Below are 13853 nucleotides of genomic sequence, written 5' to 3' on the forward strand. Positions count from 1 at the left end.
CAGGATTGCTTCGCATCGCTCGCAATGACGACTGCGATGCTCAAACCGCCTTCACCCGCACCCGCAATCCGTCGCGCGGCTTGGGGATCGGCCACATCTGCCAGTCGGGCTTGTAACCCGGCTCCAGCGATACCTCGATGTTCTGCAGGAAGTGCCGCGCGAAGCATTTGGCCTGCATGTAGGCGAAGTGCAGGCCGAGGCACATATGCGCGCCGCCGCCGAACGGCACCCAGGCGAAGCGGTGGCGGTTGCGCTGGGCCTCTTCGGTGAAGCGCAGAGGATCGAAGCGGTCCGGCTCCGGCCAGATCTCCTTCATGTGGTGGGTGTAGAGCGGATTGACGCCGATCGCGGTGCCGGCCGGAATCGAAAAACCCTTGAAGCTGAAATCGCGCATAGCGCGGCGCGGCATCGAGGGCACCGGCGGCTTGATCCGCAGCGCTTCCTTGAACGCCATCTCCGACAGCGGCATCTTTTCGAGATCGTCGAAGCTGCTTGGCGCGTCAGGGGCGAGCCCCAGCGCCATGACTTCCGCGCGAAGCTTGTCCTGCCAGCCGGGATTTGCCGCGAGTTCGCCAATGAACGACGTCAGCGACGAGGTCAGCGTGTCGTGCGCCGCCATCATCAGGAAGCTCATGTGGTCGATGATGTCCTGTTCCGAGAGCAGCGCGCCGTCCTCGTGGGTTGCGCGGCAGAGCTGCGAGAACAGATCATCACCGCCGAGATTGCCGCGTCGCAGCGGAATCTGCTCGCGGAAATAAGCCACGATGCGCTTGCGTCCCCTGACGCCGGCCGCCATCTGCGTGCCGGGCAGCGGTCGGCGGATCGGGGCGACGGCAGCGGCGACCATGTCGATGAAGGCCCGGTTGATCTCGTCGACCTCCGGCCCGATATCGGCGCCGATAAAGGACGCGGCGGCGAGATCGAGCGTGAGCTGCTTCATCGCCGGATAAAGCTGCATCTCGCCGGGCTTGGCCTTCCACTGCGCGACGCGGGCGGCGATGCCGCGGTCGAGATCGCTCAGATACGACTTCATCGGGCCGGACTTGAATGCGACCGACAGCGCCTTGCGGTGCAGCCGGTGCTCCTCGAAATCCAGCAGCATCAATCCCCGCGGAAACAACAGGCCGAGCACCTTGTTCCAGCCATGGGTCGAGGAGAACAGCTTTTGCTGGTCGAACAGCACGAGCTCGTTGGCCTCGGGGCCGAGCAGCACGATATTGGTCTCGCCGAAGAAATGCGTGCGATAGACGAGGCCGTATTTGGCGCCGTTCGCCTCGATATGCCCTTTGGGGTCCGCGAGCACCTGGAAGGTCTTGCCGATGATCGGCCAGCCTTCGTCGCCGGGGATGTGGGTCAGCTCGTTGCGCTTGGGCGGAGTGAAGCCGTGCGCAGGGGCGGCCACATTCTGCATCGACATGACGATTGCTCCGGTTGGCTGGACCCGGCCAACATAACACAATCCAGCTGCGATGACTCCGCGCCTACCGCTTCGCCGCTTCCTTCTGCAAATCCGGCGCATTGACGGCCGGAATCGCAACGCGGCCGGCGCCGGTCACCTTCAGCGCCTCGGCGGCCTTTTCGTTTTCCATAATCTTGGCCATCACGGCCTGTCCCGCGCGCTCGAAGATCGCGCGGTTCTCGATCACGAATTTTTGCGACTTGCGCAAGCCGTCGATGTAGCCGTTGATCTCGGGCACCACGTAGCGCGCGACCATGTCCCAGCTCCGGCGCGTGTTCTCCGGATTGGCCCAGTCGTGCACGAAGCCGATGACGGCGCCGATTCCGCCGGAGACCTGCATCACGTTCTTGATCATCTTGACGAGGTCGTCGGGCGTGCCGATGACGGAGGCCGCGCCGTCGACGAAAGCGGTCTTGTCCACGGCCTCGTCGGGTGAGGCGAACGCGGTGAGCCCGGGCCGTTGCAGCGTGCCGACATTATATTCATTGTGCCAGCGCATTAGGCCGGGGCCGGCCTCGCGGCGCGCCTGCTCGCGGGTCTCGGCGATGTGCCAGGTCAGCAGCACGCGCCAGTTCGCGCGATCGACTTTGGTGCCGTGCTTTTTCGCCGCGTCCTCGGCGAACTGCCATTGCTGCTGCAGCGACATCAGCCCCTGCGTCGTCATCGAACCCAGCGAAATGATGCCGATCCCGTATTTTCCGGCGAGCGTCATGCCGGAGGGCGAGATCTGCGAGGCCACGACGAACGGCATCTCCTCCTGCAGCGGCAGGAGCTGCAGCGCAGCGTCGTTCATGGTGAACCAGTCGCTCTTCGCCGTGACGCGCTCGCCGTCGAAGAGGCGGCGGATCACGCCGATCGCCTCGTCCTGGCGGTCGCGCTGCGTCATCGGATCGATGCCGAGCGTATGCGCGTCGGAGGCGAGCGCGCCGGGGCCTGAGCCGAAGATGGCGCGGCCGCCGGTCATGTGGTCGAGCTGCACCATGCGCTGCGCGACGTTGTAGGGATGGTGGTAGGGCAGCGACACCACGCCGGTGCCGAGCTTGATCCGCTTGGTGCGCTCGCCGGCGGCCGCCAGGAACATCTCCGGCGAGGCGATCATCTCCCAGCCGGAGGAATGATGCTCGCCGCACCAAAACTCGTCATAACCGAGGCTATCTAACTGCTCGACCAGGTCGAGATCGCGCCGGAACTGGAGCATCGGATGCTCCCCGATCGGATGATGCGGGGCAAGGAAGGCTCCGAACTTCAGGCGCGCCATGGCGTTCTCTCCGGCTTACATTTTTTTGTTTGTGGCGCGAAGCTACGTGCTGGAGACAGCGAACGCAATCGCGCGATGTCCCGCGCGGCGGAATGCAGCCATGCGTATGTCGTCTTCCTCTCCCGGCACGCTGAGAGAGGCGGAACGCGCGAGGATCCTACCTTCGAGGTAATCGCGGCGCCGCATGCGGTCTGAGATGATCGGCAAGGACATCCGAGGATCACGCGCCGATGCATCAAACCGTCACAAAGCAGGTCGACACGTCGCGTCGCTGGTGGGTGCTGGCGATCGTCGTGGCCGCCCAGTTCATGTTCGGCGTCGATGCCTTCGTGGTCAACGTCGCCATTCCGACCATCGCGGTCGAGTTGAAGGCGTCGCCGGCTCAGATCGAATCCGTCATCGCGATCTACCTGATCGCCTATGCCACGCTGGTCGTCACCGGCGGCCGGCTTGGCGACATTCACGGCACCAGGAACGTGTTCCTGGCTGGCCTGCTCGGTTTCACCCTGACGTCGCTGTGGTGCGGACTGGCGCGATCCGGTTCGGAGTTGATCGTCGCGCGGTTGACGCAGGGTGCCTCCGCCGCGCTGATGGTGCCGCAGGTGCTGGCGACGCTGCATCTCCTGTTCACCGACGAACAGCGCAACCGCGCCTTCGCCATCTACGGCATTGTGCTGGGGCTCGCGGGTGCCGCGGGCTTTCTGCTCGGCGGTCTCCTGGTCACGATCGATCTCGCCGGCACCGGCTGGCGCTCGGTGTTCTTCGTCAATGTGCCGTGCGGTCTCGTGATCGCGGTGGCGGCCTGGCGCATCATGCCCTCGGCACCGCATCGCGCCGACACGCGGCTTGACATCACGGGCAGCATCGTCCTGTTCGCCGGATTGCTGTGCATGATCGGTCCGCTGCTGCTGGGTCACGATGTCGGCTGGGCACCGTGGCTGTGGCTGGTGATGGCGGTCGGCGCCGCGATCCTCCTGGCGTTCCCGAAGCTGGAGCATGCGGTGGCACGCGCCGGCGGCATGCCGCTGATTGATCTCTCGCTGCTGGCGGACGCCGCTTTCCTGCGCGGCCTTGGCGCGGCGTTCTTTTTCTTCTCCGCCAATCTCTCGTTCTATCTGGTCATGACGCTGTTCATGCAGCGAGGGCTGAAAATCCCGCCGCTCGCGGCCGGCATGGCCTTCATTCCGCTCGCGCTCGCTTTCGTCGTGGCCTCGCGCCATAGTGGCGCACGGGCGCGCCATCGCGGCACCAGGGTCTTGATCGAAGGCTGCGCGCTTCAGATCGCGGGCCTCGCGGCCCTTGCGCTGGTCGCGTTCTCTGTCGACGCGCCGTCCGCGCTCCTGCTCGCGCTCACCATGATCGTGTTCGGCTACGGTCAGGGGCTGGTGATGGCGCCGCTCTCCGGCGCGGTGCTCTCGACGGTGAAGCCTGTGGCCGCCGGTTCTGCCTCCGGCATGTACGGCACCACGGCGCAAGTCGGAAATGCGGCCGGAGTGGCCGCAATCGGCGCCATGTTTTTCGCCGTCGAAGCGGTGCAATCAGCGCGCGCAGGATTTCTCGTCTCGCTCGCACTGTTCGCAACATTAATCATGATCTGCGCCGCATTCCTGGCGTGGATGCGCCGGGTATCTGCACGAAGTTGAGGCATTGCGGTTAATGCGTGCTGATTTCTGCAGGCTTTCCTGAGATTTAGCACCTCATCGACAGCACACGGTCTTTTTATTTTGCGCTGCAGCAACTATTTGGTTTGGGTGGACGTTGAACGTCGCCTGCTAGGAGCTGCCGTGTCGTTAACCAGAAATGTCGATCTCTTGAGACGTCTGCCAAAGCTGGACGGATTGCGCTTCGCCGAGTTTGGCCGGAGCGCCGATGCGTCCAGTCCGTTGCAAGAGGTCACGGGCTTCGGCGACAATCCCGGCAATCTGCGCCTGTTCGCGTTCGTGCCGCCGCAACTGCAGAAGCCGCGCGCGCTCGTCGTCGTGCTGCACGGCTGCGGCCAGACGGCGGCAAGCTACGACCTCGGTGCCGGATGGTCGACGCTCGCCGAGCACTACGGCTTCGCGCTGTTGATGCCCGAGCAGCAGCGCATCAACAACAGCAACACCTGCTTTAACTGGTTCAATCCGGAAGACACGGCGCGGGACAGTGGCGAGGCCTGTTCGATTCGCGAGATGATCGCGCATATGACGGAAACGCATCGCGTCGATCCCAAGCGCATCTTCATCACGGGCCTGTCGGCCGGCGGCGGCATGACGTCGGTGATGCTCGCGACCTACCCTGAAGTCTTCGCGGCCGGTGCGGTGATCGCGGGACTTCCCTACGGCATCGCGACCAATCTGCGCGAGGCGCTCGACGGGATGTTTCATTCCCCGGTGCGGCCGGCGCGTGAACTTGGCGATCTGGTGCGGCGGGCCTCGAATCATCGCGGGCCCTGGCCGAGGATCTCGGTGTGGCACGGCAGCGCCGATCGCACCGTCAATCCCGGCAATGCCAATGAGATCGTCAAGCAATGGCTCGACCTGCACGATCTGCCCGAGGCGCCGATGGCGGAAACTGACATCGACGGCTATCCGCGCCAGGCCTGGTGGAACAAGGACGGCGAGACGCTCGTCGAGTCCTACGCCATCACCGACATGGCCCACGGCACGCCGCTCGGCCTTGCCGACAACGACCAGCGCTATGGCGTGGAAGGCGCGTTCCTGATCGAGGCCGGCATCTCCTCGTCCTATCACATCGCCAAATTCTTCGGCCTCACCGGCTGGATTCCCGACGCTGCGAAGAAGGCGGAGGCAAAGCCGACGCCGGCCCGCTCGCCCGCGCCGCATCTGGCGCGCTCGATCCGCGCCGCGATCGCCGAAGAGCCGGCCGAACCGAAGCGCGAGGAGGCCCGCGGCTTCGATCTCGGCCAGATCATTACGCGCGCGCTCACGGCCGCGGGATTGATGAAGTAACTCAGGCCGTCGCGCCGATAAGGCAGGAGTTTTGTGCCCGTCGTCGCTGCGATCCGCGAATGGGGTGACCGCAACCTGAGCCAGCCCGCGGCGTTCGCAGACGCCGCGGAATAGGCGCTCACATCTCGCCGGTGATGAACGGATTTGTCATCCGCTCCTGGCCGATGCTCGAGCCGGCGCCATGGCCGCAGATGAAGCCGACATCGTCGCCGAGCGGCAGCAGCTTGGTCTTGATCGAGTCGATCAGCGTCGCGTGACTGCCGCCGGGCAGATCGGTGCGACCGACCGAGCCCGCGAACAGGACGTCGCCGACATGGGCGAAGCGCAAGTCCTTGTTGAAGAACACCACGCTGCCGGGCGAGTGGCCGGGGCAATGATAGATCTCGAACTGGAGATCGCCGATGGCCACGCTGTCGCCTTCGTCGAGCCAGCGGTCCGGCTCGAAATTGCGCACCCCCGTCATGCCGAAGCGCGCGCCGCTCTCGACCACGTTGTCGAGCAGGAATTTGTCCGCGACGTGCGGGCCCTCGATCGGCACCTTCAGCGCGTCGCGCAGTTCGGCCGCGCCGCCGACATGGTCGATATGGCCGTGGGTGAGCCAGATCTTCTCCACGGTGACGCCGGTCTGCTTGATGGCGTCCAGGATCTTCGGCACGTCGCCGCCGGGATCGATCACCACGGCCTTCTTGGAAGGCTCGTCCCAGATGATGGTGCAATTCTGCTCGAACAGCGTCACGGGGACGATGATCGCGCCTGCCTTCGCGCTGGCCTCAGCTTGTGTCTCGTTTTGCTCGGTCATGGCGCCACAATGCCGATTTTTGCCATGCCGCCAAGCAAAAGATTTCTCCCCGGGGCCTGGGAACAACCGCAGACATCGTCACACGGCCGTCCCAATTCGCCTGCTGGTTTGAACCGGAGCGCTCCTTCCGCGTTCTCCCGCGCAACAAGCAGTTTTGGATGGATTTCCCGCATGGCTCAGGGCGGCAGCGATTGGTGGCGCGACGGCATCTTCTATCAGGTCTATCCGCGCTCCTTTCAGGATTCAAACGGCGACGGTGTCGGCGATCTCGCCGGCATTTTGCAGCGGCTACCTTATGTGAAATCGCTCGGCGTCGACGCGATCTGGCTGTCGCCGATCTTCCCCTCGCCGATGGCCGATTTCGGCTACGACATCTCCGACTACACGGGCATCGAGCCGCTGTTCGGCACGATGGCGGATTTCGATGCGCTTCTCGCCGCCGCGCACGACAACGGCCTTAAGCTGATCCTCGACCTCGTGCCGAACCACACCTCGGACCAGCATCCCTGGTTCGTCGAGAGCCGTTCCTCGCGCGACAATCCCAAACGCGACTGGTACATCTGGCGCGACCCGGACGAGGGTGGCGGCGTGCCGAATAATTGGCTGTCCGAGTTCGGCGGCAGCGCGTGGCAGTTCGACGAGACCACCGGCCAATACTACTATCACGCCTTCCTCGCCCAGCAGCCGGATCTCAACTGGCGCAATCCCGATGTCCGCGCGGCAATCTACGACGTGATGCGGTTCTGGCTGGAGAAAGGCGTCGACGGCTTTCGCGTCGACGTGATCTGGCATCTGATCAAGGACGCCGAGTTCCGCGACAACCCGCCCAATCCGCATTATGCCGAGGGCCGGCCGCCGAACGAAAAGATAATGACGCAATATTCCACCGACCAGCCGGAGGTGCACGACGTCATCGCCGAGATGCGCCGCGTCACGGATGCCTATGATGCCCGCGTCCTGATCGGCGAGATCTATCTGCCGCTGCATCGCCTCATGGCCTATTACGGCAACGATCTCACCGGCGCGCAGATGCCGTTCAACTTCGCGCTGCTCTCGACCTTCTGGAGCGCGCGCTCGATCGAGAAAATCGTCGAGGATTACGAGAAGGCGCTGCCGAAGGGCGCCTGGCCGAACTGGGTGCTCGGCAATCATGACCGTCCACGCGTCGCAAGCCGCGTCGGGCCGGAGCAGGCCCGCGTCGCCGCCATGCTGCTGCTGACGCTGCGCGGCACGCCGACGCTCTACTATGGCGACGAGATCGGCATGCATCAGCTCGCGATCGCGCCCGAGGACGTGCGCGACCCCTTCGAGAAGAACGTGCCCGGCATCGGTGTCGGCCGCGACGGCTGCCGCACACCGATGCAGTGGGATTCTTCCAACTTCGCCGGCTTCTCGGACGTCAGGCCATGGCTGCCGCTGCCGGAGGATCACATCCGCAACAACGTCGTCGATCTCGAGGCCGATTCACGTTCGATCCTGACGCTCTATAAGCGTCTGATCGCGTTGCGGCAGGGCTGTCCGCCGCTGGTCGCGGGCGACTATCATCCGCTTGCCGCGCAAGGCGATCTCCTGATCTATCGCCGCGAGGCCGAGGGCAGGGCGGTGACCGTGGTGCTCAATCTCGGCCCTGAGCCGATCGCGGTCACCACCAGCGCGATCAGGTTCGGCAGCGAGATTCTGCTGTCGACATTCCTGGATCGCGAGCGAGAGCGGATCGAAGGCGTGCTGGATCTGCGCGGCAACGAGGGCGTGATCATCACGCCACCCTGACCGTCGTCCTGGACAAGCGAAGCGCAGATCCAGGACCCATTGCCCCAGGGAGTGGTTTGACGAAGATTCGTGGTGATAGCTTCGTACAACAATCACCTATTGGGGTAATGGGTCCTGGCTTTCGCCAGGACGACAACGGAGTGCGTGGTCGCACTGACTACCCCGGATGCTTGTTCCCTCGCACCGTCCCGTCGATATCGCTCCGCTTCAACAGATAGTCCAATCCGCCGACGCGGTACCAGCGATAGCCATAGGGCTCCAGCACGACGCGGTGCTGGCCGCGCTTGTCGGCGTGGCTGTGGTCCTCCGCGAGCAGATTGATCAGGTGCGCGCCGGCCTCGCCTGGCAGCCCCGCCGAGAACGCGATCTCGCGCGGCTTCTCGTCGAGATTGTGCACGAACAGCACGGAATTGTTGCGCCAGTCATAGCGCATGATGAACACGGCGGGATCGCGCGTCGCGATGATCGAAAAATCGCCCCAGCCGATCTCCGGCACCTCCTTGCGCATGCGGACGATGCGCTCGGTCCAGTTCAGCATCGAGTTCGGATCGCGCCGCTGCTTGGCGACGTTGACGTGCGGATAGCCGTACGGTCCTTCGTCGATGACGGGCAAGGCCGGCTTGTCGCTGGTGGTGAAGCCGCCATGCGGCTCCGTCGACCATTGCATCGGCGTGCGCGCGCAATTGCGCTCGGGGAGCGAAAGATCATCGCCCATCGCGATCTCGTCGCCGTAGCGGATCACGGGCGTTCCCGGCAGCGTGCACATCAGGCTGTAGGCGAGCTCAAGCCGCCGGCGGTCGCCACCCAGCATCGGTGCCAGGCGGCGGCGAATGCCGCGGTCGTAGAGCTGCATGTCCTTGTCGGGACCTAAGCGCTTGAAAACAAGGTCGCGCTGCGCCTTGGTCAATCGCCCGAGATCGAGCTCGTCGTGATTGCGCAGGAACAGGCCCCATTGCGCCGAGGCGGGTCGCGGCTTGGTCGCCTTCAGCGCTTTCCCCAGCGGGCGGGAATCGGACGAGGCCAGCGCATAGAACAGATGCTGGTTGACCTGGAAATTGAACATCATATGCATGCGGTCGGCATCACGGCCGAAATATTCCATGTCCGTCTTCGGCAGCACGTTGGCCTCGGCGAGGATGATGGCATCGCCCTGCCGCCATTGCAGGAATTCACGGAACGTCCGCAGCATGTCGTATTGTTCGGCCGGCTTTTTCACTTTGGCGCCTTTGGTCGCGATGACGAAAGGCACGGCATCCATCCGAAAGCCTGAGACGCCGAGTTGGATCCAGAAGCCCATGATCTTCAAAATCTCGGTCTGCACGCGCGGGTTCGAGGTGTTGAGGTCGGGCTGGAAATCGTAGAAGCGGTGGAAGTACCAGGCGCCGGCTTCCTTGTCGCGCGTCCATGTCGATTTCTGAACGCCGGGAAAGACCATGCCCTGATTGGCGTTGGCCGGCTTCTTGTCGGACCAGACATACCAATCGCGGTAGGGCGAATTCCTGTCGCTCCGCGCCGCCTTGAACCAGGGATGCTGGTCGGAGGTGTGGTTGACGACGAGATCGATGATGACGCGAATGCCGCGTTGCTTGCAGCCATGAGTGAACTCGACGAAATCGCCGAGCGTGCCGTAGCGGGCATCGACGCTGTAATAATCCGCGACATCGTAGCCGTCGTCGCGGCCGGGCGAGGTCTGGAACGGCATCAGCCAGATCGTGGTGATGCCGAGGCCGTGCAGATAATCGAGCCGGCGCAACAGGCCCTTGAAATCGCCGATGCCATCGCCGTTGGCATCCATATAGGTGCCGACGGACAGGCAATAGATGATGGCGTTCTTGTACCAGAGATCGTCGATCATGCGCGCGCAGCCTCGGTGGTTCCGCCGAGGTGCGGCGGCTGCGTGATAAGTGTTAAGAGCGAGAGCGGTTCCGTACCCCGCCGTCGTCCTGGACAAGCGAAGCGCAGATCCAGGACCGAATACCACAGGCCGAAATTTGACGAGGACTGGTGGTGATCCCCTCGTGCACCAACGATCCCTTGGGGTCATGGTCCTGGCTCCCGTGCGCAATTGCGCACTAGGCCAGGACGACGACGGAGGAATCGGCTATCCTCCCCCGATGGACAACACCGCCCGCATTGCCCTCGTACCGCCGCCGGACCGCCGACAATCCGAGACGGCGCTGGCGATCGCGCGCGGGACGGCGCGGTTGCTGCGCTCGCTCGGCTTCACCTGCATCAGCGAATTGCCGCTGCCCTCGGGGCGACGCGCCGATCTCGTCGCGCTGAACGAACGCGGCGAGGTCTGGATCGTCGAGATCAAATCGTCGGTGGAGGATTTGCGCGCCGATCAGAAATGGCACGAATACCGGGCGCATTGCGACCGGCTGTTCTTCGCCTTCACGCAGGACCTGCCTTGCGAGATCTTTCCGCAAGATACCGGCTTGATCATCGCGGATGCCTATGGTGCGCACCTGCAATGCGAGGCGCCCGAGCACAAGCTCGCTGCGGCCACGCGCAAGCAGATGACGGTGCGGTTCGCCATGGCGGCGGCGTTGCGGATCAACCGGCTGGTCGATCCGCAGGGGCATGCGGAGTTTTGGGAATAGCGGCGCCGCGAGCGCGATGCCGTAGGGTGGGCAAAGCGGAGCGTGCCCACCATCCAGGTCAAAGATTGAAGCAGACATGGTGGGCACGGCGCTTTGCGCCTTTGCCCACCCTACGGCACCGTTATCGCGGCGCGCGCTTGGCCAAAATCCGCTGCAACGTGCGCCGATGCATGTTGAGCCTGCGTGCCGTCTCCGAGACGTTGCGGTTGCACATCTCGTAAATGCGCTGGATGTGTTCCCAGCGCACGCGGTCGGCCGACATCGGGTTCGCCGGCAACTCGGACTTGTCCGAGCCGGTCGACAGCAGCGCCGCGACGACGTCGTCGGCGTCCGCGGGTTTCGAGAGATAATCGACCGCGCCCATCTTCACCGCGGTGACGGCGGTGGCGATGTTGCCATAGCCGGTCAGCACGATCGCGCGGGCGTCGGGGCGCTTCTTCTTCAGCGCCGAGACCACGTCGAGACCGTTGCCATCACCGAGCCGCAGATCGACCACGGCGAATGCCGGCGCCGCCTTGCCGATCTGCGCCAGACCGTCCGAGACGGTGTCGCATGACGTCACCGCAAAGCCGCGCGTTTCCATGGCGCGCGACAGCCGCTCCAGAAACGGCTTGTCGTCCTCCACGATCAGCAGCGAGCGGTCGGTCTGTTCGTTCAGTTCGGCGATGGCGTTCAAGGTTTCGTCCTCTCTCCAGCGCGTCTACATATGGCGGCGCAATCGGGCGGTGCCAAGGGCGCCAATGGTCGATCGGCCCCGTTGTGCGACGCAAGGTCGCGGCTATCCTATTGTTTCTTCGAAGGTCTCGATAGCCTCAAAACGGTCTCGCGGCCACGTGATCTGGACCACTGCGCCATGGTCGGGAAAGGTCCGGTTGGTAAACGAGACCTTGGCGCCGGTGCGCTCCAGCAAGGTGCGCGCGATGAACACGCCGAGCCCGAGGCCGCCGCCTTCGTCCTTGCTGCGCCGCCGCGACAAATAGGGCTCGCCGATCCGGTTCAGGATGTCAGGCGGAATGCCGGGACCATCGTCGGAGATCACGAGCTCGATTGTGTCCTTGTTCCACCACGCATTCACCTCGACGGTGGTGCGGGCGAAATCGACCGCGTTCTCGACGATATTGCCGACGCCGTAGAGGATCGCCGGATTGCGCGAGCCGACCGGTTCGGCCACGATGGCGACGGCGATGCGCACCTTGATATCGACGCCGAAATCGCGGTGCGGCGCCACCACCTCCTCGATCAGCTCCGACAGCTTCATGCGGTCGAACGGCGCGCCGGTGGAGGAGAGCTGGGTGATCTTGCTCAATATGTCGCGGCAACGCTGCGTCTGCTCGCGCAGGGTCTTCAGGTCGGCGGCAAAGTTCGGCTCCTTCACCGTCTTCTCCAGCTCGCGCGAGATCAGGAAGATCGTCGCGAGGGGCGTGCCGAGCTCGTGCGCTGCGGCTGCGGCCAGGCCGTCGAGCTGGGTCAGATGCTGCTCGCGCGTCAGCACCAGCTCGGTCGCGGCCAGCGCGTCGGCGAGCTTGCGCGCCTCCTCGGTGACCTGGAACGAGTAGAGGCTGGTGACGCCGATCGCGAGCGCGATCGAGAGCCAGACGCCGACGAGATAGATCGGCGGCAGCACCAGCGGATCATCAGAATCCCAGGGCAGCGGCAGATGGAAGAAGAACAGGACCGAGGCGCAGGCGACAGCCAGCACGCCGAGGCCGAAGGTGAAGCGGGCCGGCAGCGCCGTCGCGGAGATCAGCACGGGCGCGAGGAACAGGAACGAGAACGGGTTCTGGAGTCCGCCGGTGAAGAACAGGAGACCCGCCAGCTCCACGATGTTGAGCGCGAGCAGTCCGGCCGCCTGCATCGGCTCCAGCCGCTGCAGCGGATTGGACACGGTCTGGAGCGCCAGATTGAGCGCCGCCGACAGGGCGATGATGCTGACGCAGGGAACGATCTCGACATTGAATTCCAGCCCCTGCGCCACGATGAAGATCGCGGCGAGCTGGCCGAGCACCGCGAGCCAGCGCAGTCGCAGGATCGTATCCAGGCGGATATGCCGCTGCGCGGGGCGAAAGTCGGAAGCGGCAAGTTCGGTCATTTCGGCCAATGGGGCGGTGCCTTCTCGATCACAAGCGCGCGGCTCACGGAACCGCCGGATTACAAGCCTTGCGCTCTCCGCTGCAATAGCAGAAGAACGCCCAGCATGACGGAGAATGACAAGGCTTCAAGCTGGCCGACTGTCGCGGATCGCAGCCTCTCCGCGGCAATCGCGGTCGATCACCTGGTCAAGGTCTACAAGCAGACCCGCGCCGTCGACGACATCTCCTTTTCGCTTCCGCGCGGCAGCATCACGGGGCTGCTGGGCGGCAACGGCGCCGGCAAGACCACGACCATCGCGACGATCATGGGCCTCGTGCTGCCGACCTCCGGCCGCGTGCAGGTGCTCGGGCATCGGATGCCGGAGGACAGCGCGTCCGTGCTGGGTCGGATGAACTTCGAGAGCCCCTATGTCGACATGCCGATGCGGCTCACGGTGCGTCAGAACCTCACGGTGTTCGGCAAGCTCTATGCGGTGAAGAACCTCTCCGATCGCATCGCTGAGCTCGCCGACGATCTCGATCTCACCGAGTTCATCGACCGCGCCAACGGCAAGCTCTCCGCAGGACAAAAGACGCGCGTTGCGCTTGCCAAGGCGCTGATCAACCAGCCCGAGCTGCTGTTGCTGGACGAGCCGACCGCCTCGCTCGATCCCGACACCGCCGACTGGGTGCGGGGGCATCTGGAGCGTTATCGCATGGCGAACAACGCCACCATCCTCTTGGCGTCGCACAACATGCTCGAGGTCGAGCGGCTCTGCGATCGCGTCATCATCATGAAGCGCGGCCGTATCGAGGACGACGATACGCCCGAAGCCATCATGGCCCGCTACAACCGCACCACGCTGGAAGAGGTGTTTCTGGACGTCGCGCGCGGAAGGGTGAACGGCGCGCAGGAGGTGGCACGATGAGCCAGGCCGTATGTT

11 protein-coding genes are annotated in these 13853 nt (G+C 64.3%); 5 read left to right on the forward strand and 6 right to left on the reverse strand.

Going from position 1 to position 13853, the window contains the following annotated elements:
* Positions 1-40: 40 nt before the first annotated feature.
* The gene (locus ACFQX9_RS08620) at positions 41-1417 is read right to left on the reverse strand and encodes a cytochrome P450 (RefSeq protein WP_094183357.1); all 1377 of its coding nucleotides are present in this window, start codon (positions 1415-1417) and stop codon (positions 41-43) included.
* A gap of 64 nt (positions 1418-1481) precedes the next feature.
* Entirely contained in the window at positions 1482-2717 is a 1236-nt protein-coding gene (locus ACFQX9_RS08625; protein ID WP_204513084.1) for an LLM class flavin-dependent oxidoreductase, read from the reverse strand.
* A gap of 230 nt (positions 2718-2947) precedes the next feature.
* Between ACFQX9_RS08625 and ACFQX9_RS08630 the strand changes: the two genes are divergently transcribed.
* Together ACFQX9_RS08630 and ACFQX9_RS08635 are read left to right on the forward strand one after the other, a co-directional pair.
* On the forward strand, positions 2948-4360 hold the full coding sequence (locus tag ACFQX9_RS08630; RefSeq protein WP_204513085.1) for an MFS transporter: 1413 nt from the start codon (positions 2948-2950) through the stop codon (positions 4358-4360).
* A gap of 141 nt (positions 4361-4501) precedes the next feature.
* Complete coding sequence (locus tag ACFQX9_RS08635; RefSeq protein WP_204513086.1) at positions 4502-5668, forward strand: PHB depolymerase family esterase; 1167 nt, start codon at positions 4502-4504, stop codon at positions 5666-5668.
* Positions 5669-5786: 118 nt separating this feature from the next.
* On the opposite strand, the gene ACFQX9_RS08640 is transcribed toward ACFQX9_RS08635, so the two are convergent.
* The gene (locus ACFQX9_RS08640) at positions 5787-6467 is read right to left on the reverse strand and encodes an MBL fold metallo-hydrolase (protein ID WP_085361953.1); all 681 of its coding nucleotides are present in this window, start codon (positions 6465-6467) and stop codon (positions 5787-5789) included.
* A gap of 171 nt (positions 6468-6638) precedes the next feature.
* Here ACFQX9_RS08640 and ACFQX9_RS08645 point away from each other — a divergent pair, with 171 nt between their 5' ends.
* Positions 6639-8237: an alpha-amylase family glycosyl hydrolase gene (locus tag ACFQX9_RS08645; protein WP_377787777.1), complete on the forward strand. Its 1599-nt coding sequence runs from the start codon at positions 6639-6641 to the stop codon at positions 8235-8237.
* A gap of 157 nt (positions 8238-8394) precedes the next feature.
* Here ACFQX9_RS08645 and ACFQX9_RS08650 read toward each other — a convergent pair whose 3' ends face one another.
* Entirely contained in the window at positions 8395-10092 is a 1698-nt protein-coding gene (locus ACFQX9_RS08650) for an alpha-amylase family protein (RefSeq protein WP_377787780.1), read from the reverse strand.
* Positions 10093-10351: 259 nt separating this feature from the next.
* On the opposite strand from ACFQX9_RS08650, the gene ACFQX9_RS08655 reads away from it, so the two are divergent.
* Positions 10352-10840: an MmcB family DNA repair protein gene (locus tag ACFQX9_RS08655; RefSeq protein WP_018455876.1), complete on the forward strand. Its 489-nt coding sequence runs from the start codon at positions 10352-10354 to the stop codon at positions 10838-10840.
* Between the two features lie 121 nt (positions 10841-10961).
* Here ACFQX9_RS08655 and ACFQX9_RS08660 read toward each other — a convergent pair whose 3' ends face one another.
* Complete coding sequence (locus ACFQX9_RS08660; protein ID WP_007598178.1) at positions 10962-11516, reverse strand: ActR/PrrA/RegA family redox response regulator transcription factor; 555 nt, start codon at positions 11514-11516, stop codon at positions 10962-10964.
* A gap of 102 nt (positions 11517-11618) precedes the next feature.
* Positions 11619-12929 carry an ActS/PrrB/RegB family redox-sensitive histidine kinase gene (locus tag ACFQX9_RS08665; RefSeq protein ID WP_018455877.1) on the reverse strand — a complete coding sequence of 437 codons (1311 nt, stop codon included), beginning with the start codon at positions 12927-12929 and terminating at the stop codon, positions 11619-11621.
* A gap of 105 nt (positions 12930-13034) precedes the next feature.
* On the opposite strand from ACFQX9_RS08665, the gene ACFQX9_RS08670 reads away from it, so the two are divergent.
* Complete coding sequence (locus ACFQX9_RS08670) at positions 13035-13838, forward strand: ABC transporter ATP-binding protein (RefSeq protein WP_085349757.1); 804 nt, start codon at positions 13035-13037, stop codon at positions 13836-13838.
* The last annotated feature ends 15 nt before the right edge of the window (positions 13839-13853 follow it).

Origin of the sequence: Bradyrhizobium sp. GCM10028915, assembly GCF_042666195.1 — a bacterium.
Taxonomy (GTDB): domain Bacteria; phylum Pseudomonadota; class Alphaproteobacteria; order Rhizobiales; family Xanthobacteraceae; genus Bradyrhizobium; species Bradyrhizobium canariense_D.